18 protein-coding genes are annotated in these 17,784 nt (G+C 61.2%); 12 read left to right on the top strand and 6 right to left on the bottom strand.

The window, feature by feature from the left end; genetic code table 11:
• Positions 1 to 24: 24 nt before the first annotated feature.
• From SD196_RS27390 to SD196_RS27370, 5 genes are all read left to right on the top strand, one after another.
• A complete protein-coding gene (locus SD196_RS27390) occupies positions 25 to 249 on the top strand; it encodes a hypothetical protein (RefSeq protein WP_416310907.1) in 225 nt (74 codons plus the stop codon).
• Between the two features lie 150 nt (positions 250 to 399).
• The gene (locus SD196_RS27385; RefSeq protein WP_416310906.1) at positions 400 to 747 is read left to right on the top strand and encodes a hypothetical protein; all 348 of its coding nucleotides are present in this window, start codon (positions 400 to 402) and stop codon (positions 745 to 747) included.
• A 330-nt stretch (positions 748 to 1,077) separates the two neighbouring features.
• The gene (locus tag SD196_RS27380; protein WP_416311782.1) at positions 1,078 to 1,161 is read left to right on the top strand and encodes a toxin C-terminal domain-containing protein; all 84 of its coding nucleotides are present in this window, start codon (positions 1,078 to 1,080) and stop codon (positions 1,159 to 1,161) included.
• 569 nt (positions 1,162 to 1,730) lie between these two features.
• Positions 1,731 to 2,147 carry a hypothetical protein gene (locus tag SD196_RS27375; protein WP_370600361.1) on the top strand — a complete coding sequence of 139 codons (417 nt, stop codon included), beginning with the start codon at positions 1,731 to 1,733 and terminating at the stop codon, positions 2,145 to 2,147.
• Between the two features lie 388 nt (positions 2,148 to 2,535).
• A complete protein-coding gene (locus tag SD196_RS27370; protein ID WP_416310905.1) occupies positions 2,536 to 2,868 on the top strand; it encodes a hypothetical protein in 333 nt (110 codons plus the stop codon).
• A 110-nt stretch (positions 2,869 to 2,978) separates the two neighbouring features.
• Here the strand turns inward: SD196_RS27370 and fabF are convergent, their stop codons facing one another.
• A complete protein-coding gene (gene fabF, locus SD196_RS27365) occupies positions 2,979 to 4,247 on the bottom strand; it encodes a beta-ketoacyl-ACP synthase II (protein ID WP_416310904.1) in 1,269 nt (422 codons plus the stop codon).
• 106 nt (positions 4,248 to 4,353) lie between these two features.
• On the opposite strand from fabF, the gene SD196_RS27360 reads away from it, so the two are divergent.
• The 3 genes from SD196_RS27360 (at position 4,354) to SD196_RS27350 (ending at position 6,232) form a co-directional block, all read left to right on the top strand.
• Positions 4,354 to 4,848: a winged helix-turn-helix transcriptional regulator gene (locus SD196_RS27360; RefSeq protein WP_416310903.1), complete on the top strand. Its 495-nt coding sequence runs from the start codon at positions 4,354 to 4,356 to the stop codon at positions 4,846 to 4,848.
• Positions 4,849 to 4,986: 138 nt separating this feature from the next.
• Positions 4,987 to 5,391, top strand: a complete 405-nt coding sequence (locus SD196_RS27355) for a VOC family protein (RefSeq protein WP_416310902.1) — start codon at positions 4,987 to 4,989, stop codon at positions 5,389 to 5,391.
• Positions 5,392 to 5,755: 364 nt separating this feature from the next.
• Entirely contained in the window at positions 5,756 to 6,232 is a 477-nt protein-coding gene (locus tag SD196_RS27350; RefSeq protein WP_275609398.1) for a Bro-N domain-containing protein, read from the top strand.
• 182 nt (positions 6,233 to 6,414) lie between these two features.
• On the opposite strand, the gene SD196_RS27345 is transcribed toward SD196_RS27350, so the two are convergent.
• Positions 6,415 to 7,521 carry a GlxA family transcriptional regulator gene (locus tag SD196_RS27345; RefSeq protein WP_152227726.1) on the bottom strand — a complete coding sequence of 369 codons (1,107 nt, stop codon included), beginning with the start codon at positions 7,519 to 7,521 and terminating at the stop codon, positions 6,415 to 6,417.
• A 374-nt stretch (positions 7,522 to 7,895) separates the two neighbouring features.
• Complete coding sequence (locus tag SD196_RS27340; RefSeq protein ID WP_370600359.1) at positions 7,896 to 9,272, bottom strand: L-serine ammonia-lyase; 1,377 nt, start codon at positions 9,270 to 9,272, stop codon at positions 7,896 to 7,898.
• Positions 9,273 to 9,613: 341 nt separating this feature from the next.
• On the opposite strand from SD196_RS27340, the gene SD196_RS27335 reads away from it, so the two are divergent.
• The 4 genes from SD196_RS27335 to choV all read left to right on the top strand — a co-directional run bounded on the left by SD196_RS27335 (position 9,614) and on the right by choV (position 13,811).
• Positions 9,614 to 10,552 carry a choline ABC transporter substrate-binding protein gene (locus SD196_RS27335; protein WP_275609396.1) on the top strand — a complete coding sequence of 313 codons (939 nt, stop codon included), beginning with the start codon at positions 9,614 to 9,616 and terminating at the stop codon, positions 10,550 to 10,552.
• Between the two features lie 242 nt (positions 10,553 to 10,794).
• Positions 10,795 to 11,733, top strand: coding sequence for a choline ABC transporter substrate-binding protein (locus tag SD196_RS27330; RefSeq protein WP_275609395.1), 939 nt, complete (start codon positions 10,795 to 10,797; stop codon positions 11,731 to 11,733).
• Positions 11,734 to 11,787: 54 nt separating this feature from the next.
• Positions 11,788 to 12,627: a choline ABC transporter permease subunit gene (gene choW, locus SD196_RS27325; RefSeq protein ID WP_275609394.1), complete on the top strand. Its 840-nt coding sequence runs from the start codon at positions 11,788 to 11,790 to the stop codon at positions 12,625 to 12,627.
• 5 nt (positions 12,628 to 12,632) lie between these two features.
• A complete protein-coding gene (gene choV, locus SD196_RS27320; protein WP_275609393.1) occupies positions 12,633 to 13,811 on the top strand; it encodes a choline ABC transporter ATP-binding protein in 1,179 nt (392 codons plus the stop codon).
• 333 nt (positions 13,812 to 14,144) lie between these two features.
• On the opposite strand, the gene SD196_RS27315 is transcribed toward choV, so the two are convergent.
• From SD196_RS27315 to SD196_RS27305, 3 genes are all read right to left on the bottom strand, one after another.
• Positions 14,145 to 15,152, bottom strand: coding sequence for an alpha/beta fold hydrolase (locus tag SD196_RS27315; RefSeq protein WP_275609392.1), 1,008 nt, complete (start codon positions 15,150 to 15,152; stop codon positions 14,145 to 14,147).
• 303 nt (positions 15,153 to 15,455) lie between these two features.
• Positions 15,456 to 16,322: a response regulator transcription factor gene (locus tag SD196_RS27310; protein WP_416310901.1), complete on the bottom strand. Its 867-nt coding sequence runs from the start codon at positions 16,320 to 16,322 to the stop codon at positions 15,456 to 15,458.
• Positions 16,323 to 16,363: 41 nt separating this feature from the next.
• Complete coding sequence (locus tag SD196_RS27305) at positions 16,364 to 17,782, bottom strand: aminotransferase (RefSeq protein WP_416310900.1); 1,419 nt, start codon at positions 17,780 to 17,782, stop codon at positions 16,364 to 16,366.
• Positions 17,783 to 17,784 lie beyond the last annotated feature (2 nt).

Here is a 17,784-nt window from a genome sequence, read left to right as displayed (position 1 = left end):
GATGGGAAGTCGCCAAGCATCGTGTTGAATATGATGCTGGAGGCTGATCATGATTTAGATAAGTATGCTTTAGCTGATATGTTTTTGGAGGAGTATAGCCGCTTAGATAGCAGAATCCTTCCGGTTATATGGCATTGGAAGAGTGCTAAATCGATTAGAGGCATGTCAGATCAGGATTTTGATGCGACAGTGCTTGCACAGATGAGATCTGCAGGTTATATGGTGGTGCAAAAGGGCCAAGATCAGTAATGGAAAAAGAAGCGGGAAAGGGGGCGGATTTATTTTTCCTACTCTAAAATGGCCTGGCGAGTCAGGATTAGAGTGCAGAAAATAAATCTGTCCCCTTTTTGCTCCATATACCTTTGCCGCCTGATACAGTTCCACCAAATAGATAAGTAAATGATAGAAGAAAGAGATATTTTTGAGTTTATAGGCGCCCGGTTAACGGGGGTTGTTGTTGGGGTAGGGTCCTTTGTTTTGGTTTTTGATAATGAAGTCAGTATCACTATCCAGTGTCCATTTGAGGTTGATAATGGAGAGGTCGCGACTCTGGGGCACGGAGAAGAACTGAATACCTGTAATTTGCTTTTTGTAGTCCTAAACATGGTTGTAAAGGATGCAGGATCATTTGGTGGAAATAACTTGCTGCTAAAATTTGAATCTGCTGATTTAAAGATATTCTCTTCTGGTGATGGATTGGAATCATTTGTTATAAGTAATAGATTCGGTATTCTTCCTGTGTATTAGCCGAAAAGGGGACACCCATTAGCCGGCCTGTTGTCAAGATCCAAAGCCCACTCGTCCCGCTTTTCGTTCGCGGGATGAGTAATGCAGCCCACCTGACTGACTGAACCGCGCGTACCCGTTTCCTCCTGCATGGCTACGACCGTGTCGTGCCAGTCACCCGAAAAAGCGAGAAAGGGGACGAGAAAGGGGACAGATTTATTTTTTCTACTCTAAAGCGGTTTGGCGAGTCAGTATTAGAGTAAAGAAAATAAATCTTTCCCCTTTTCCCCTTTTCCCCTTTTTCCCTTTTTCCCGTCCCCTTTTTCCCGTCATAACGGTGGGGCATGGAAGATGGCCGAGTCTGTTGAGGCGCTTGGTAGTAGGAAAACGCGCTCAGGAACATATGACACTAATTTGAATCGCATCGGGGATTGATATGAGAGGCTCTGAAAAAAATCGGAATGGATTGAAAGAGGTAAAAGTATTAGGCAGCTAATTAGGGAGTTGCAGTCCTTTGAAGATCAAGATCTGATTGTGGAAATATCTGTTGATGATGGAGAAATAAGAAAGCCCATTAGTTTTGTGAAGAAGTCCAATGGAAAATGTTTATTGGTTTACTGTGGTTAATAAATATAACCATTGTGTCCCGTCCAAGTGTCCAAACCAATTTCCCCGCCAGTTGGCGGGGTGGTTTTTTTAAGGCTATGTCTGGAGCAAAAAAGCAAAAAAGCAAAAAAGGGGACAGATTTATTTTTCTACTCTAAAACGGGCTGGTGAGTCAGGATTAGAGTACAGAAAATAAATCTGTCCCCTTTTTTCTCGAAGATTCAAAGGGATGGAAAAAATAGAGCTGAAGATAAAATCAGCCAATGGTAATGATTCGGTGGTGCATTATGTGAGGAATCCTGAGACTGGGGAGTTGATGGATTTCAAGTTTAAGAAGCACAGTATTGATAATGTGCGACCGTGGGGCAATGATCCCTCAGTGCCGCCAGGAGAACCATATGAAAGTAATTTGCAAAATAAATAATTTAGGGGATATCTCCAATGCTGTCTCCAGGGAGCGTATAGGCCGATATATTTTTCTTCCAGACGGGGAGTTGGATCTGGTCACTGGGAGAGAGTATGTTGTTTATGGCGTTGTTTTTTGGGATGGCTGCCCTTGGTTATATGTCTGTCCCGAGGAGCATGATGAATATCCCAAACCATATGCCATTGAGTTCTTTGATGTTGTAGATTCTCGGGTTTCTGAGTTCTGGAGGTTTTCTAGCTCTTTCGAAGCTAAGGGTGGGGTAATGAATGTATCTCTAGTATTTGAGGAGTGGGCTGTTTCTCCAGTATTTTACGAGAATCTGGTAGATGGGAATTCTGATTGTATTAGGATTTTTGAGGGCTATCGAAAACTTATGAATGAAGAATAAAGTGTGTCCTGTCCTGTCCTGTCCTGTCCTGTCCTGTCCTGTCCAAGCGTCCAAACCGATTTCCCCGCCAGTTGGCGGGGAGGTTTTTCGTGGACGGATCGCCGAAATCCTGTTTCGCCATCTCCCGCCTGTCGGTTTTTCGACCGACATTTTCTGCCTAAAGCCCTCGATTTCCTGAATTTTCCAGCACTCGGCCAGCCGCAGCGAAAAGGGGACAGATTTATTTTTCTACTCTAAAACGGTCTGGCGGGTCAGGATTAGAGTAAAGAAAATAGATCTGTCCCCTTTTTTCGCGCACCACCTTTTCACCAGAGAAATTTACTGTGACCTACCAGATTGGATCGGAACGCCCGATAAGAGAGACCTTTGTTAATGCTCCGGGTGGAATATGAGTGTAGATGACGAGATTTATCGAAACATTGGTGAGATTTTGGTTGCGATCTCACCTGATGATGCTGAGGCTATACTGGTCGACGCCGAGCTTTCGCCCGAGGGAGATCATTGTAAGTTGCTTTTTGATTATGTTAGACCTGATGGTGGTAAGCAGTGGTTGTTGCCAGGTAGTGCCAAGGTAGATAGTGATTTACTAGATCTTTTTGTCAGGCTTAGAGATTTCTTCGAGGCAAATGGACTTTATGTAGAGGGCAAGCCATGGAGCGGCTGTATTGTTGAGCTTTGTCTGCGCAGCATGAAGATAAGTATTGACTTTAAGTATGAGTGATTTGTCCCATCCAAGCGTCCCAATCAATTTCCCTGCCGGAGGTGGGGAAGTGCCCACGGACGAGCCGCCGAAACTCCCTTCCCCACCGTCCACCTGCCAGCTAACGACCTTTACTCACCCTGCCATTTCCTGAACAGAACGCTGGCGTTTACACCGCCGAATCCAAATCCATTCGACAGTGCGTATTCGGTCGCCAGCGCTGTGCTGGTGCGGGCGATGTTCAAGCCCGCGGAGGAGGGATCGGCGTTCTCCAGATTCAGTGTCGGTGGCGCTACCTGGTCCCGCAGGGCCAGCACGGTGAAGATGGCCTCGATCCCTCCCGCCGCGCCGAGCAGGTGGCCCGTCGAGGATTTGGTGGCGCTGATGATGGGCGACGTCTCTCCGAAGACGGCCTTTATCGCCGCCAGCTCGGCGTTATCGCCAACAGGCGTCGACGTGGCATGTGCGTTCAGGTGGCCGACCTGGTCCGGCGCGACGCCGCCTTGTTGCAGTGCCTGGCGCATGGCCCGTTGGGCCCCGTCTCCATCTTCCGGCCCCGAGGTGATGTGGTAGGCGTCGGCGCTGGTTCCATAGCCGATCAGTTCTGCAATGGGCTTGGCTCCGCGTGCCAGGGCGTGTTCGAGCTCTTCGATCACCAGAAGGCCCGCGCCCTCGCTCATGACGAAGCCGTCCCGCGCGCTATCGAAGGGGCGAGAGGCTTTTTCGGGGGCATCATTGAAAGTGCTCGCCAAGGTTCGCGCGGCAGCAAAACCCGCGAGGCTGACTCTGTGAATGGCGGCTTCTGCGCCCCCACACAGTGCGATGTCCACTTCGCCGGACCTGATCATGCGAGCCGCGTCACCAATGGCCTGTACGCCGGCGGCACAGGCAGTGACCGGCGCCCCGAGCGGACCTTTCAGGTGGTGGCGGATGGAGACCTGGCCGGCGGCGAGGTTGCAGAGGAAGGACGGTATGGTGAACGGCGAGAGACGACGTGGGCCTTTGCTGTCCGTGGTACGCACCGCATCCGCAATGGCCGGGAAGCCACCGATGCCCGAGGCGATGATCGTGGCGGTGCGCTCCTGCTCGATGGTGGAGGTCGGCGCCCATTGGGCTTGTGTCAGGGCGTCTTCTGCCGCGGCCAGTGCAAACAGGATGAAGCGATCGACCTTGCGCTGCTCCTTCTGGGAAAGAACGCTGTCAGGGTCAAACCCGCCCAGAGGATCTGTCTCAAGCCCAGGGACCTGACCGCCGATGCGCACGGCCAGATCGCCAATCAGCTCCTCTGGCAGCGCACGAATGCCCGAGGCACCCGCCAGCAGCCGCTGCCATACGAGCTCAACACCCCGACCGAGCGGTGTAACCGCCCCCATTCCGGTAACGACGACACGCTTTCTCATGAAGGCTTCGCTCCTTTGCGGTTAAATACCTGGGTAAAGGAAGTTACTATCATAATGAAAGTCACATCCGGAGCGGATTTTTTCCGGACAACCATGAGCGATGCCTATGCAGCGTAAGACCCTCTCCGACTCCCTATGCCCGATCGCCCTCAGCCTGGAGCAGGTTGGCGAATGGTGGAGCCTGCTGATCATGCGCGACGCGCTGCAGGGGGTGTCCCGGTTCGACGAGTTCTCCAGAAGCCTGAACATCGCCCCCAACATGCTGACCCGCAGGCTCAACGCGCTCGTGGAGGCTGGGCTGCTGGAGCGCCGCGCCTACTGCGTCAAACCGCTCCGACACGAGTACATCCCGACCGGGAAAGGGAGGGATCTGCAGGTCGTGCTTTATGCACTGATCGCTTGGGGCAATCAGCACTTCGTCGCGGATGAGGTCGCCGTACAGGTTGTGGACAGGACTTCAGGAAGGCCGCTGCGTCCCATGATGGTCGATGAAGTGGACGGCAGGGTGGTGCCTTGGGATGAATGCGATCTGGCGGCCGGACCTGGCGCCAGTCAGGGGATTGTCGAGAGACTGCAGCTCATGAAGGCGCCTCTGAAGTAGTGGACCGATGGCAAACGCATCGTCTCGGAAACGGCCTACCGGGTACCCATCCTGGCTGTTTCCACCCCCGCTCATCACGTCTTTCTGCGCCAATCGCGGGTGACCTAGACTGCCCTCTTCAACCGAAGGAGAGCCGTCATGACCCAAGCCACCCCCTTCCTCATGTTCCAGGGCGGTGCCGCGCAGCCGGCGCTGGATTTGTACCTTGCCACCTTCCCCGATTCCCGCGTGCTGCACGTGGAGCGTTACACCGCCGGTGATCCGGGGCCGGAGGGGACGATCAAGGTGGCGCGCTTCGTGGTCTGCGGGCAGGAATTCATGTGCTCGGACAGCCCAGTGAAGCATGACTTCGACTTCACGCCGTCCAGTTCGATTTTCGTGGAGTTCGACTCGCAGGATGTGCTGGATCGGATCTTCGACGTGCTGGCGGAAGGTGGGCGGGTCTATATGCCGTTGGAGGACTACGGCTTCAGTCGGCGCTTTGGCTGGGTGAGCGACAGGTTCGGGGTGTCGTGGCAGCTCAGTCTGCCGCTGGATGCCTGAGACGGGGTTCTCCTGCCGCGGTAAATCTTTCCCGCTCTCGGTTCGTTGCCTTGGATGATCCGGGAAACGCCCTACACTGCCCCGGCGTTGCGATCTTACAAACCCTCTGCGTAGCGTTCCTGGCACCACGTTTCGGCGTGGTCAGGTGTGGAAACCTGCATATACCGAGAAGCGCCATAGCAGAGATCGACCGGCCCATAGGGCAGGTCGCCTCTGGCTATCTATGGCGGACCGTGTGAGGCGGACTTAGGTCCGGCCGGTTCTCACGGTTGTTCTCGGTTGCCGGTTTTCCACCCTTGCACGGTCCGCCTCCCTTTCGGATGTTTCGGGCGGCGGCTTCCTGTCATGAGCAAGGAGCTACAGCATGCATACTTCGACGTACTTCCCGACCGGTGATGGCCTGAGACCTCACTACTTCCATCGTCACAGTCGACGCCTGCGCGGCCTGCTGCTCGATCAGCAGGCGTGGTTCGTCCTGCGCGATCTGGCGAAGCTCACGGCCAGCCACCTGGGCCCACGCGTGGCGCAGAAGCTGGACCCGGACCAGTCGCGCTGGGAGCGTCTGGCGGGCACGGAGGAGGATGAGCTGCTGGTGAGCGAGAGCGGTGTGTATGCGCTGCTGATGCTGCACTTCTACCACCCGGAGAACCGCAGCTTGCGGCAGTGGTTGAGCAACGAGGTGGTGCCGGTGTTGCGCGAGTTGGAGCAGCACAATGCGTTGTTGCCGCGCCATCAGTTCCGGCAGATGCATGGGCAGCAGGTGGCGGTGCTGGATTGGCAGGGGCGGCTGTGGATGCGGGTTGTCGATGCGGCGCGGTTGATGGAGCTGGAGAGGCGGTAGCCGCCTTTCGCAGGAGCGGGTTTATCCGCGATCAGCGGCCGGTGTGCGGCTGAGGTGATCTCGGACGGAGTCCGCTCCTACGAAGGGGTAATTCCGCGCCGGGCGGCCCACTCCCCAGCCCTCTCCCTGAAGGGAGAGGGGGCGTTCGGCTCAGGGGGTTGGGCCTTGGGGACCGCCGGCTGTCAGAGCACGCGCACGCTGGCGAAGGTGGATTCGCCCTGGGCCTGGCTGAGCGCCGAAATCGCCGAGGAGTTGGGCATGAGGGCCAGGTCCTGGGGGATGGGCATGACCATGACCGGTTGGCCGATGGGCTGGCCCTGGCGTTCGTCGCGCGGGGGAATGCCGAAGTATTCGCGGTAGCACTTGGAGAAGTGCGGGGTGGAGACGAAGCCGCAGACCGAGGCGACTTCGATGATCGACATGGAAGTCTGCTTGAGCAGCTGGCGTGCGCGGATCAGGCGCAGCTTCAGGTAGTAGCGCGACGGCGAGCAGTGCAGGTACTTCTGGAACAGGCGCTCGAGCTGGCGGCGCGAGACGTTGACGTAGACGGCCAGTTCGTCGAGGTCGATGGGCTCTTCGAGGTTGGCTTCCATCAGCGCGACGATTTCCTGCAGCTTCGGCTGGTTGGTGCCGAGCATGTGCTTGAGCGGCACGCGCTGGTGGTCCTGTTCGTTGCGGATGCGTTCGTAGATGAACATCTCGGAGATGGCGGCGGAGAGTTCGCGGCCATGCTCGCGGCCAATCAGGTGCAGCACCATGTCCATCGGCGCGGTGCCGCCGGAGGAGGTGAAGCGGTTGCGGTCGATGGAGAACAGGCGGGTGCTCATGGCCACGCGGGGGAAGGCTTCCTGCATGGCGGCCAGGCATTCCCAGTGCACGCTGCAGTCGTAGCCGTCGAGCAGGCCGGCGCGGGCCAGGGCCCAGCTGCCGGTGCACACGGCGCCCAGCTTGCGGCCGTGGCGAGCCTGGGCCTGGAGGAAGGTGACATGTTCGCGGGTGACGCTGCGCTGGATGCCGACGCCGCCGACCACGATCAGGGTGTCCATCTGCGGGGCGCTGTCGCAGGAGGCGTCGGGGGTGATCTGCAGGCCATCGCTGGCCCAGACCTGGCGGCCGTCGAGGCTCAGGGTGTGCCAGCGGTAGAGTTCGCGACCGGAGAGCTGGTTGGCCATGCGTAGCGGTTCCACCGCCGAGGCCAGGGAGATCAGGGTGAAGTTGTCCAACAGCAGGAAGCCGATGGACTGCGGAGCTCGGTTTTGCGGGGGAACTCCGGGGTTGAACGCGTTCATTCAGTCACCTCACGCTAGTCACAGTCGCCTCTTGGGAGGCGTTTCTTATGCTTGTTTTCTGCTCGGGAAATCGGCCCTGCGGCGGTCCCGTGGCTGTTCCTCTGTGTATAGCAAGGCAAATGCCATGCCTACATTGATTGAGCGTTCAATAAAAAAAGAAAACGGCATGGATATGCCGTTTTTGACAGGTCGGATTGCGACGCGCTGCAGGTCGCAAATACGCATGGGGCGGGGGCTGGGGATTTCGGTAGCACTCGCCGGTCACGCTGCCGGCGGTGCGTTGCGCCAAACGGTAACGCTCGTGGGTGGGTCGGGACGAGCGTACCGGTGCGCCAGAATGTGGCGTTTTTACGACCGGGTGGTCGATTTTGGGCTCAGCACTCGATGCTGCTGACGGCCAGGCCGCCGCGCGAGGTTTCCTTGTACTTGTCGTGCATGTCGGCGCCGGTATCGCGCATGGTGCGGATCACCTGGTCGAGGCTGATGAAGTGTTGGCCGTCACCGCGCAGGGCCATTTGCGCGGCGTTGATGGCCTTCACCGCGGCGATGGCGTTGCGCTCGATGCAGGGCACCTGGACCAGGCCGCCGACCGGGTCGCAGGTCAGGCCGAGGTTGTGTTCCAGGCCGATCTCGGCGGCGTTCTCGACCTGCTCGGGGCTGGCGCCGAGGACTTCGGCGAGGCCCGCCGCGGCCATGGCGCAGGCCGAGCCCACTTCACCCTGGCAGCCGACCTCGGCGCCGGAGATGGAGGCGTTCTTCTTGCACAGGATGCCGACGGCGGCGGCGGCCAGGAAGTAGTCGGTGATGTCGTTGTCGCTGGCGTCGGGGTTGAAGCGCATATAGTAGTGCAGCACCGCCGGGATGATCCCCGCCGCGCCGTTGGTGGGCGCGGTGACCATGCGTCCGCCGGCGGCGTTTTCCTCGTTCACCGCCAGGGCGAAGAGGTTGACCCATTCCATGGCGCTCAAGGTCGAGCCGATGACGTTGGGCTTGCCGATTTCCAGCAGGTTGCGGTGCAGGCGCTTGGCGCGGCGCTGTACGTTGAGCCCGCCGGGGAGGATGCCTTCGTGGTTGAGGCCGTTGTGCACGCAGTCGCGCATGGCCTGCCAGATGACCTTCAGGCCTTCGCGGATGTCGGTTTCGCTGCGCCACATGCGCTCGTTGGCCATCATCAGCTCGGACACGCGCAGGTTGTGCCGGCGGCACAGGGTGAGCAGTTCGGCGGCGCTGGAGAAGTCGTAGGGCAGGACGGTGTTGTCGGTGTCGAGGCTGCCGGAGGCGGCCTGCTCTTCGTCGACGACGAAGCCGCCGCCGATGGAGTAATAGGTATCGCTGTGCAGCTCGCCGTCGTTGTCGAACGCGGTCAGGCGCATGGCGTTGGGGTGGTAGGGCAGGTTCTCGTCGAGCAGGCGCATGTCGCGCACCCAGTCGAAGGGCACGGCATGGGTGCCGGCCAGCAGCAGTTCGCCGCTCTCCCGAAGCGCGGCCATGCGCGGCTCGATCTGCTGTGGGTCGATGCGGTCGGGCCATTCGCCCATCAGGCCCATGATCGTCGCACGGTCGGTGCCGTGGCCGACGCCGGTGGCCGACAGCGAGCCGTACAGGCGGACTTCCACGCGGCGGGTGCGTTCGAGCAGCTGGCGTTCGCCCAGGGCGCCGACGAACAGCGCGGCGGCGCGCATGGGGCCGACGGTATGCGAGCTGGAAGGGCCGATACCGATCTTGAACAGGTCGAACACACTGATTGCCATGCCGAACTCCGAGCGGGCTGCGCATCCTGCGAGGGTGGGGGCGGGGGCACGTCCTTGTACCCGCGTTGCGCCGCCATCATCGACCCAAGCGCTGGCGCAGCCCCTTCCGGCACCGACCCGGCCATATCCAAAAGCGCCGTGAGCGCTTCGCCGCAAGGCGCGGCGACGGTAACGCCGGCGCTGGTGTTCCGCCGACGACGAGGTCATGCCTGGACGCGACATCCTGGGGCCGGACGTCGATTGGTCGATAGGCGCGGGAATCCACCTTGCCCCATGATCCGATCCCGACGAACGGTATCGGACCGTGCGCGCCCCCTTCTCCGCAGTCAGAGGCTGGTCTCATGAAGAGTCTTGTGTCGTCGCTGTTGGCGTTATCCGTGGTACTGCCGGGCGTTGCCCGCTCTGCCGAGCCGGAATCCTGTGCCGTCGTGCGTTTCGCCGACGTGGGCTGGACCGATATCACCGTCACCACGGCGGTTACCCGCCTGGTGCTCGCCCACCAGGGCTACCGCACCCAGGTGGTGCGCCTGTCGGTGCCCGAGACCTACAAGGCGCTGGCGGAGAAGAAGATCGACGTGTTCCTCGGCAACTGGATGCCGAGCATGGCGGGCGACATCAAGCCTTACGCCGACAAGGGCACGGTGGAAACCGTGCGGGCCAACCTCGAAGGTGCCAAGTACACCCTGGCGGTGCCGCAGTACGCCTATGAGGCGGGGCTGAAGAGCTTCGCCGACATCGCGAAGTTCAAGGAGCAGCTGGGCGGGCGCATCTACGGCATCGAGCCGGGCAACGACGGCAACCAGCTGATCCAGAAGATGATCAACGAGAAGGCCTTCGGCCTGGGCGACTTCAAGCTGGTGGAGTCCAGCGAGGCGGACATGCTGGCCTACGTGAAGCGCGCCGGGGCGCTGAAACAGCCGATCGTGTTCCTCGGCTGGGAACCTCACCCGATGAATACGCGTCTTCAAATGAAGTACCTGGACGGCGGCGATGCCTACTTCGGGCCGAATTATGGCGGCGCCACGGTCTTCACCAACGTCAGGGCAGGCTATCTTCAGGAGTGCCCGAATGTCGCGCGGCTGCTGAAGAACCTGAAATTCGACCTGGCGATGGAGAACCAGCTGATGGATGCGGTGCTCAACGAGCGGCGCAATCCGCGGCAGGCCGCCAAGAGCTGGCTGAAGGCCAATCCGCAGGTGCAGGACATGTGGCTGCAGGGTGTCGCACCGAGTGCTTCGGGCAGTACGGCAGAGGGTTCGAAGTCCCTCGCGAAGGACTGATCACGACCCTCGCAGGTCGCCTGGACCGGGCCTTTGAATTGGATGCGACATGCCTGGTGCTGAATGCGACTTCGCCTGCACTGGTTGCGACGCACCCGGTATGCGGCGAATTTTTCCTGTTCCATGATCGATTACGAAATGACAAGAAAAGGGCCTGAATCGCTGGCCCTACCAATAAAACAAGAGTCCGCCGCGCCCACTGCGGGAAGCGCCGGCGCCCCACCCCGCAGAGGAGTACGTCCATGAAAGGTTGCAAGTCTTTGCTGCTGGCTGTGTCCATTTGCGCGCCGCTGGCGGTTCAGGCCGCTGAACCTGAGTCGTGCGGCACGGTTCGCTTCTCCGACGTCGGCTGGACCGACATCACCGTGACCACGGCTACCACCCGCCAGGTGCTCGAATCGCTTGGCTACACCACCAAGGTGACCATGCTGTCCGTGCCGGTGACCTACAAGTCGCTGGCGAACAAGGACATGGACGTGTTCCTCGGCAACTGGATGCCGAGCATGGCCAACGACATCAAGCCCTACGCCGACAACGGCAGCGTGGAAACCGTGCGGGCCAACCTCGAAGGCGCCAAGTACACCCTGGCGGTCACCCAGGCGGCCTATGACGGCGGCCTGAAGTCCTTCGCCGACATTTCCAAGTTCGCCGACAAGCTGGACAGCAAGATCTACGGCATCGAGCCGGGCAACGACGGCAACCGTCTGGTCCAGGGCATGCTCGACAAGAACCAGTTCAACCTGGGCAAATTCAAGCTGGTGGAGTCCAGCGAGGCCGGCATGCTCTCGCAGGTCGGACGCGCCGACCGCCGCAACCAGTGGATCGTGTTCCTGGGCTGGGAACCGCATCCGATGAACACCCGCTTCAAGATGAAGTACCTCGAAGGCGGCGATGACGTGTTCGGTCCCAACTACGGCGGCGCGACCATCTACACCAACGTCCGCAAGGGTTATGTCCAGGAGTGCCCGAACGTCGGCAAGCTGCTGACCAACCTGACCTTCACCCTGGAGATGGAAAACAAACTCATGGACGCCGTGCTCAACGGGGGCAAGAAGCCCGAAGAGGCGGCAAAAGCCTGGTTGAAGGACCATCCGGAACTGCTCGACGCCTGGCTCGCCGGCGTGACCACCCGTGACGGCAAACCGGCCTTGGCGGCAGCCAAGGTGGCATTCGCGAAGTAAGTGCCGAAGTAATTGCCGTTGGCCGATTCCTCAAGCTTCTGATGGGCCCGCATTATGTTTCTGACTGACCACAAGCTCCCGCTGGGCGAACACATCGCCGCCTTCGTCGATTGGCTCACCCAGCATGGCGCCGCGTTTTTCGACAAGATTTCCGACACCCTTGAGTTCCTGATTCACGCTGTCACCAACAGCCTGCTCTGGTTCAACCCGCTGGCCCTGATCGCGCTAATGGTCATCCTGGTGTTCTACATCCAGCGCAGCTGGGGGCTGGCGGCGTTCGCGCTGGCCTCGCTGCTGCTGATCCTCAACCTGGGGTACTGGCAGGAGACCATGGAGACCCTGGCGCAGGTGATCTTCGCCACGGTCGTGTGTATCGCCATCGGGGTGCCGCTGGGCATCCTGGCGGCGCACAAGCCCTGGTTCTACACCGCCCTGCGGCCCTTGCTGGACCTGATGCAGACGGTACCCACGTTCGTGTACCTGATCCCGACCCTGACCCTGTTCGGCCTGGGTGTGGTGCCGGGCCTGATTTCCACTGTGATCTTCGCCATCGCTGCGCCCATCCGCCTGACCTGCCTGGGTATCCAGGACGTGCCGGCGGAGCTGATGGACGCCGGCAAGGCCTTCGGTTGCTCGCGCTGGCAGCTGCTGACCCGTATCGAACTGCCCCACGCCATGCCCAGCATCGGCGCCGGGATCACGCAATGCATCATGTTGTCGCTGTCGATGGTGGTTATCGCCGCGCTGGTGGGTGCCGACGGCCTGGGTAAACCCGTGGTCAACGCGCTCAACACGGCGGACATTTCCCTCGGCTTCGAGGCCGGTCTGGCCATCGTCCTGCTCGCCATCCTGCTCGACCGGGTGTGCAAGCAACGTTCGCTGCGGGGGAGGTAAGCACTATGTCGGCGATTCGATTCGAACATGTGGATGTGATTTTCGGCACCCACACCAAGGAAGCCATCAAGCTGCTCGACCAGGGCATGGGCCGCGAGGAAATCCTCAAGCGCACCGGGCAGGTCCTGGGGGTGGAGGACGCCAACCTCGACGTCAACCGCGGCGAAATCTGCGTGATGATGGGCCTCTCCGGCTCGGGCAAGTCCAGCCTGTTGCGCTGCATCAACGGCCTAAACCGGGTCAGCCGCGGCAAGCTGCTGATCGAGCACGAAGGCCAGCAGGTGGATATTGCCAACTGCTCGCCGGCAACGCTCAAGACCATGCGCACCAAGCGCATCGCCATGGTGTTCCAGAAGTTCGCTCTGATGCCCTGGCTGACCGTGGCCGAGAACATCGGCTTCGGCCTGGAGATGCAGGGCCGCCCGGCCAACGAGCGGAAGAAGGTGATCGACGAGAAGCTGGAACTGGTCGGCCTGTCGCAATGGCGCGACAAGCGTCCGGACTCGCTCTCCGGCGGCATGCAGCAGCGCGTGGGCCTGGCCCGTGCGCTGGCGATGGATGGCGACATCCTGCTGATGGACGAACCCTTCTCCGCGCTGGACCCGCTGATCCGCCAGCAGCTGCAGGATGAACTGCTGGTGCTGCAACGCCAGCTGCACAAGACCATCGTCTTCGTCAGCCACGACCTGGACGAGGCGCTGAAGATCGGCACGCGCATCGCCATCATGAAGGATGGCCGCATCATCCAGCACGGCAAGCCCGAGGAAATCGTGCTCAGCCCGGCGGACGACTACGTGCGCACCTTCGTCGCTCACACCAACCCGCTCAACGTGCTGTGCGGGTCCAGCCTGATGCGTGGCCTGGACCAGTGCCGCCGCCAGGCCGACGAGGTGTGCTTCGATCAGGGCCGCGACTGCTGGATCGGCCTGACCGAGACCAACCAGGTCAAGGCCGCTCGCCAGGGCAGCAACATCATCGACCTGCAGCGCTGGCAGCCGGGCGATGCGGTGGAGAAGCTCAAGCACGAGCCCACCCTGGTGGACGTCAACATCCGCATGCGCGACGCGCTGCAGATCCGCTACCAGACCGGCCACAAGCTGGTGCTGCAGGAACAGAACCGCGTAGTGGGCGTGCTCGGCGACAGCGAGCTGTACCACGCGCTGCTGGGCAAGAACCTGGGCTGACGGGGCTCGGGGCACTCGACGCCGGCTCGCCGCGAGGGGAGCCGGCGTTTTTATTGGTGGTGTGCGCTTGTGCCGGAGCCCAATGTCGCGGGCTTTTGTAGGAGCAACTGTCTTCTTCTGTGACTCGGTACCGGGGATTTCCCTCTCCCTAACCCTCTCCCTGAAGGGAGAGGGGACTGGTTCAGTGCCAGCTGAAACCGACGCGTCAGCCGGCAGGGATAGCTCCCTCTCCCTTTGAAGCGGGGCGCGCAGCCAGGGCTGGGCTGAGGGGAAACCCTCAGCGCCGATGTTTCCAGGAACCGCGAGCTGCCCTCGTGCGGCGAACGGCCGGCCTCAATGCTTGAGGTCGGCCAGCCCCTTGAGCAGCGCTTCGTGGAAGCGCTTCGGGTCCTGGATCTGCGGCGCATGGCCGAGGTCGTCGAACTCCACCAGCGTGGCGTTGGGGATCGCCTTGGCGGTCTGCTTGCCCAGCTCGGCGTAGTTGCCCAGCCTGGCTTTCAGCTCGGCCGGCGCGAGGTCCTTGCCGATGGCGGTGTTGTCCCGGGTGCCGATCAGCAGCAGGGTCGGCATCTTCAACTGGCCGAACTCGTAGACCACCGGCTGGGTGAAGATCATGTCGTAGAGCAGCGCCGAGTTCCACGCCACGCGTTCGTGCCCGGCGCCGTTGAACAGGCCGGCGAGCATGTTCACCCACTTGTCGTACTCCGGCTTCCACTGGCCGGCGTAGTAGGTCGCCTGCTCGTACTGGCGGATGCCCTCGGCGCTGGTCTTCAGCTCGCGCTCGTACCACTGGTCCGGGGTGCGGTAGGGCACGCCGAGGGCCTTCCAGTCTTCCAGGCCGATGGGGTTGACCATCGCCAGTTGCTCCACCTGCTGCGGGTACATCAGCGCATAGCGGGTGGCGAGCATGCCGCCGGTGGAGTGGCCCAGCAGGGTGACCTTGCCGATCTTCAGGTGCTCCAGCAGGGCGTGGGTATTGGTCGCCAACTGCTGGAAGCTGTACTGGTAGCGCTCGGGCTTGGTGGATTTGCAGAAGCCGATCTGGTCCGGCGCCACCACCCGGTAACCGGCGTCGCTCAGCGCGGCGATGGTGGATTCCCAGGTGCCGGCGCAGAAGTTCTTGCCGTGCAGCAGCACCACGGTGCGGCCGTTGGGCTGCTTCTTGGGCTTCACGTCGATGTAGGCCATGTGCATGTGATGGCCCTGGGAGGCAAAGCTGTAGTGACCGACCGGGAAGGCGTACTGGAAGCGCTCCAGCTCCGGGCCGTAGGTGGGCTTGGTTTCGGCGGCGTGCAACGGCAGGGTGGTGGCCAGTAGCAGGGCGGGTAGCCAGCGGCGCATCGGGAGCTCTCCGGGTGGTTTGGGCACGGATCAGACAGCGGGAAAGACAATAGGTTGGCAGATTTTGGAGCCGGACGCCGCATCGGCTGAGTTCGATGTGTTCTCGATGTCCACGCCGCCAACCCTGGTGTAGGGCGTATGACGCTCCGCGTTATACGCCGTTTGGCCTTGGTATCCGACCACTCCGCGTTCGAACCCGAAGTGCGGTTCCAGGGCGCTTCGAGCATGACCGTGAAGTGGATGATGGCCCGGTGAAACGGCGTACAACCGCGAACGGTTGTACGCCCTACGCCAGCCGCTGCCTCAGGCCGCGCTGACGCCGCCGGTGAGCCAGTCGATGAACAGCGAGAACAGCTCCGCCTGGGAGTTGATCTCAAGCTTTGTGTAGAGGTGCTTGCGGTGCATGCGCACCGTTTCCGGGGAGATGTCGAGCACCCGTGCGCTGGACTTCACCGAATGGCCGCGCAGCAGCAGGTGGGCGATTTCCCGTTCGCGCTCGGTCAGGAGGTCCGCGCCGAAATTCATGAAGGCGGTGCGGATGTGCCGGTTCAGCGGTGCCTGCGCCGCTTGTGTACTGGCTGCACCGTGCCCGGCGAGCAGCAGGTCGAGGCCGCCGTTGCGCTCGAACTGGCGGATCAGCTCGCGCACCAGTGGCAGGGCGCCGGCCAGCAGGTCCAGTTGGGTTTCGGTGAAGCGCGCGCCGCTGTTGCCCTGGTACAGGCACAGGGAAACCTTGCGTGCCTCGCCCAGGTCGACGATGAAGTGGCAGTCCTCGGTGCAGCCGCAGCGCAGGTAGTAGGTCTTGTAGTACTCGCTGGCGAAGAAGTCGTCCGGGGCGATGTCCGCCAGTGGGTAGAAGCCTTCGGTGAGGCCGTCTTCCATGGCCAGGCAGAAGGGATCGAGCAGGTAGCCGCGCGCGTAGTAGCGATCGATCAGCGCCTCGTGGTGCGCCGGGGCGATGCCGCGCTGGTACAGCGGCTGCGGCGGCTGGCCGCGCTGCTCCAGGCCGAGCATCATCGACTCCACCGGCACCAGGCAGTCCAGCGCCTCGGCCAGTCGCTCGACGAAGGCCACGTCGCCCACGCTGCCCATGGCGCGCGCCAGCCCCGCATGCCAGGCATGCAGGGCCGGTGCATCGGACGATTCGCTCAGTGCCTGGGATTTGCTCATACCCGGCAGTCTAAAGGGCTGCCTGGATGTAGGCAAAATCATCAGTGCCCCGCGTAATCACCGCTGCGCTTGAGGTCTTCAGCCGCTTCGAGGATCGCTTCGCGCAGGGTGTCGACGATCTCGTCGACCTGCTCGCGGGTGATGGTCAGCGGTGGCGACATCACGTTCAGGTGCACGATCGGCCGTACCAGCAGGCCGCGGGCCTGGGCGCGCAGGTGGATCTTCTCGCCGATGTTCAGCTCCTCGGGGAACAGCGTCTTGCTGCGCTTGTCGGCGACGAACTCGACGCAGGCCATCAGCTTCTGGCAGCGCACGCTGCCCACCAGCGGCAGCCCGGCCAGTTCCTGCAGACGCTGCTCCAGGTAGGCGCCGACGTCCTTCACGTGCTCCAGCAGGTTCTCGCGCTCGATGATTTCGATGTTCTTCAGCGCCGACACGCAGCTCACCGGGTGTCCGCTGTAGGTGAAGCCATGGGCGAAGCAGCGGCCCTGGTCGGCCTCGGCGATCACCTTCCAGATGCGGTCGGAGAAGATACACGCGCCCAGCGGCAGGTAGCCGGAGGTCAGGCCCTTGGCGGTGGTGATGATGTCCGGCTGCATGCCGAACACGTCCTCGGAGGCGAAGAAGGCGCCGAGGCGGCCGAAGGAGGTCACCACTTCGTCGGCGACGTAGAGCACGTCGTACTGCTGGCACACCTCCCACATGCGCTTGTGGTAGCCCTTGGGCGGGATGATCACGCCACCCGAGCCCATGATTGGCTCGGCGAAGAAGGCCGCCACCTTGTCCGCGCCCAGTTCGAGGATCTTGTCTTCGAATTCCTTCACCAGGAATTCGAGGAAGTCGCCTTCGGTCATCCCTTCCGGCGCGCGGTAGGGGTTCGGGCAGGAAATGTGGTGGATGACGTCCTTGAGGAAGTCGAACTCGGCCGGGTGGTCGGCGACCTTGCCGCCCAGGGACATGGTGAGGAAGGTCGAGCCGTGGTAGGCGTTGACCCGGCTGATGATGTGCTTCTTCTCACGCTTGCCGCGGCAGTTCTGGTAGTACTGGATCAGCCGGTAGGCGGTGTCCACGGCGGTGGAGCCGCCGGTGGTGAGGAACACATGGTCGAGATCGCCCGGCGCCAGTTGCGCGAGCTTCTCGCAGAGCTGGATGGCGGTGACGTTGGCCATGTCGCAGAAGGGGTTGGAGTAGGCCAGCTGGCGCACCTGCTCGGCGATGGCGTCGGCCATTTCCGTGCGGCCCAGGCCGATGTTGGTGCACCACATGCCGCCCACGGCATCCAGGTAGCGATTGCCCTTGGTGTCGTAGATATAGGCGCCCGAGCCTGCGGCGATGTTCAGCGCACCGTTGACGCGGTGATCGTCGAACACGTGGTAGCCGTGCACGTAGTGGGCTTTGTCGGCGGCGACCAGCTGCTCGTCGTTGAACTGGGCGAAGAAGGCTGGGGTTGGGGTGGTCATCG

The organism is Pseudomonas macauensis, assembly GCF_047902425.1.
Classification (GTDB): domain Bacteria; phylum Pseudomonadota; class Gammaproteobacteria; order Pseudomonadales; family Pseudomonadaceae; genus Pseudomonas.
The sequence above is the reverse complement of the archived record's forward strand: the minus strand, read 5'-3'. Positions and strand labels throughout refer to the sequence as shown.

Coding starts and splice junctions, on each gene's coding strand:
- SD196_RS27385 (WP_416310906.1), top strand. CDS start 400: ATGATAGAAGAAAGAGATATTTTTGAGTTTATAGGCGCCCGGTTAACG.
- SD196_RS27380 (WP_416311782.1), top strand. CDS start 1,078: ATGGCCGAGTCTGTTGAGGCGCTTGGTAGTAGGAAAACGCGCTCAGGA.
- SD196_RS27375 (WP_370600361.1), top strand. CDS start 1,731: ATGAAAGTAATTTGCAAAATAAATAATTTAGGGGATATCTCCAATGCT.
- SD196_RS27370 (WP_416310905.1), top strand. CDS start 2,536: ATGAGTGTAGATGACGAGATTTATCGAAACATTGGTGAGATTTTGGTT.
- fabF (WP_416310904.1), bottom strand. CDS start 4,247: ATGAGAAAGCGTGTCGTCGTTACCGGAATGGGGGCGGTTACACCGCTC.
- SD196_RS27360 (WP_416310903.1), top strand. CDS start 4,354: ATGCAGCGTAAGACCCTCTCCGACTCCCTATGCCCGATCGCCCTCAGC.
- SD196_RS27355 (WP_416310902.1), top strand. CDS start 4,987: ATGACCCAAGCCACCCCCTTCCTCATGTTCCAGGGCGGTGCCGCGCAG.
- SD196_RS27350 (WP_275609398.1), top strand. CDS start 5,756: ATGCATACTTCGACGTACTTCCCGACCGGTGATGGCCTGAGACCTCAC.
- SD196_RS27345 (WP_152227726.1), bottom strand. CDS start 7,521: ATGAACGCGTTCAACCCCGGAGTTCCCCCGCAAAACCGAGCTCCGCAG.
- SD196_RS27340 (WP_370600359.1), bottom strand. CDS start 9,272: ATGGCAATCAGTGTGTTCGACCTGTTCAAGATCGGTATCGGCCCTTCC.
- SD196_RS27335 (WP_275609396.1), top strand. CDS start 9,614: ATGAAGAGTCTTGTGTCGTCGCTGTTGGCGTTATCCGTGGTACTGCCG.
- SD196_RS27330 (WP_275609395.1), top strand. CDS start 10,795: ATGAAAGGTTGCAAGTCTTTGCTGCTGGCTGTGTCCATTTGCGCGCCG.
- choW (WP_275609394.1), top strand. CDS start 11,788: ATGTTTCTGACTGACCACAAGCTCCCGCTGGGCGAACACATCGCCGCC.
- choV (WP_275609393.1), top strand. CDS start 12,633: ATGTCGGCGATTCGATTCGAACATGTGGATGTGATTTTCGGCACCCAC.
- SD196_RS27315 (WP_275609392.1), bottom strand. CDS start 15,152: ATGCGCCGCTGGCTACCCGCCCTGCTACTGGCCACCACCCTGCCGTTG.
- SD196_RS27310 (WP_416310901.1), bottom strand. CDS start 16,322: ATGAGCAAATCCCAGGCACTGAGCGAATCGTCCGATGCACCGGCCCTG.
- SD196_RS27305 (WP_416310900.1), bottom strand. CDS start 17,782: ATGACCACCCCAACCCCAGCCTTCTTCGCCCAGTTCAACGACGAGCAG.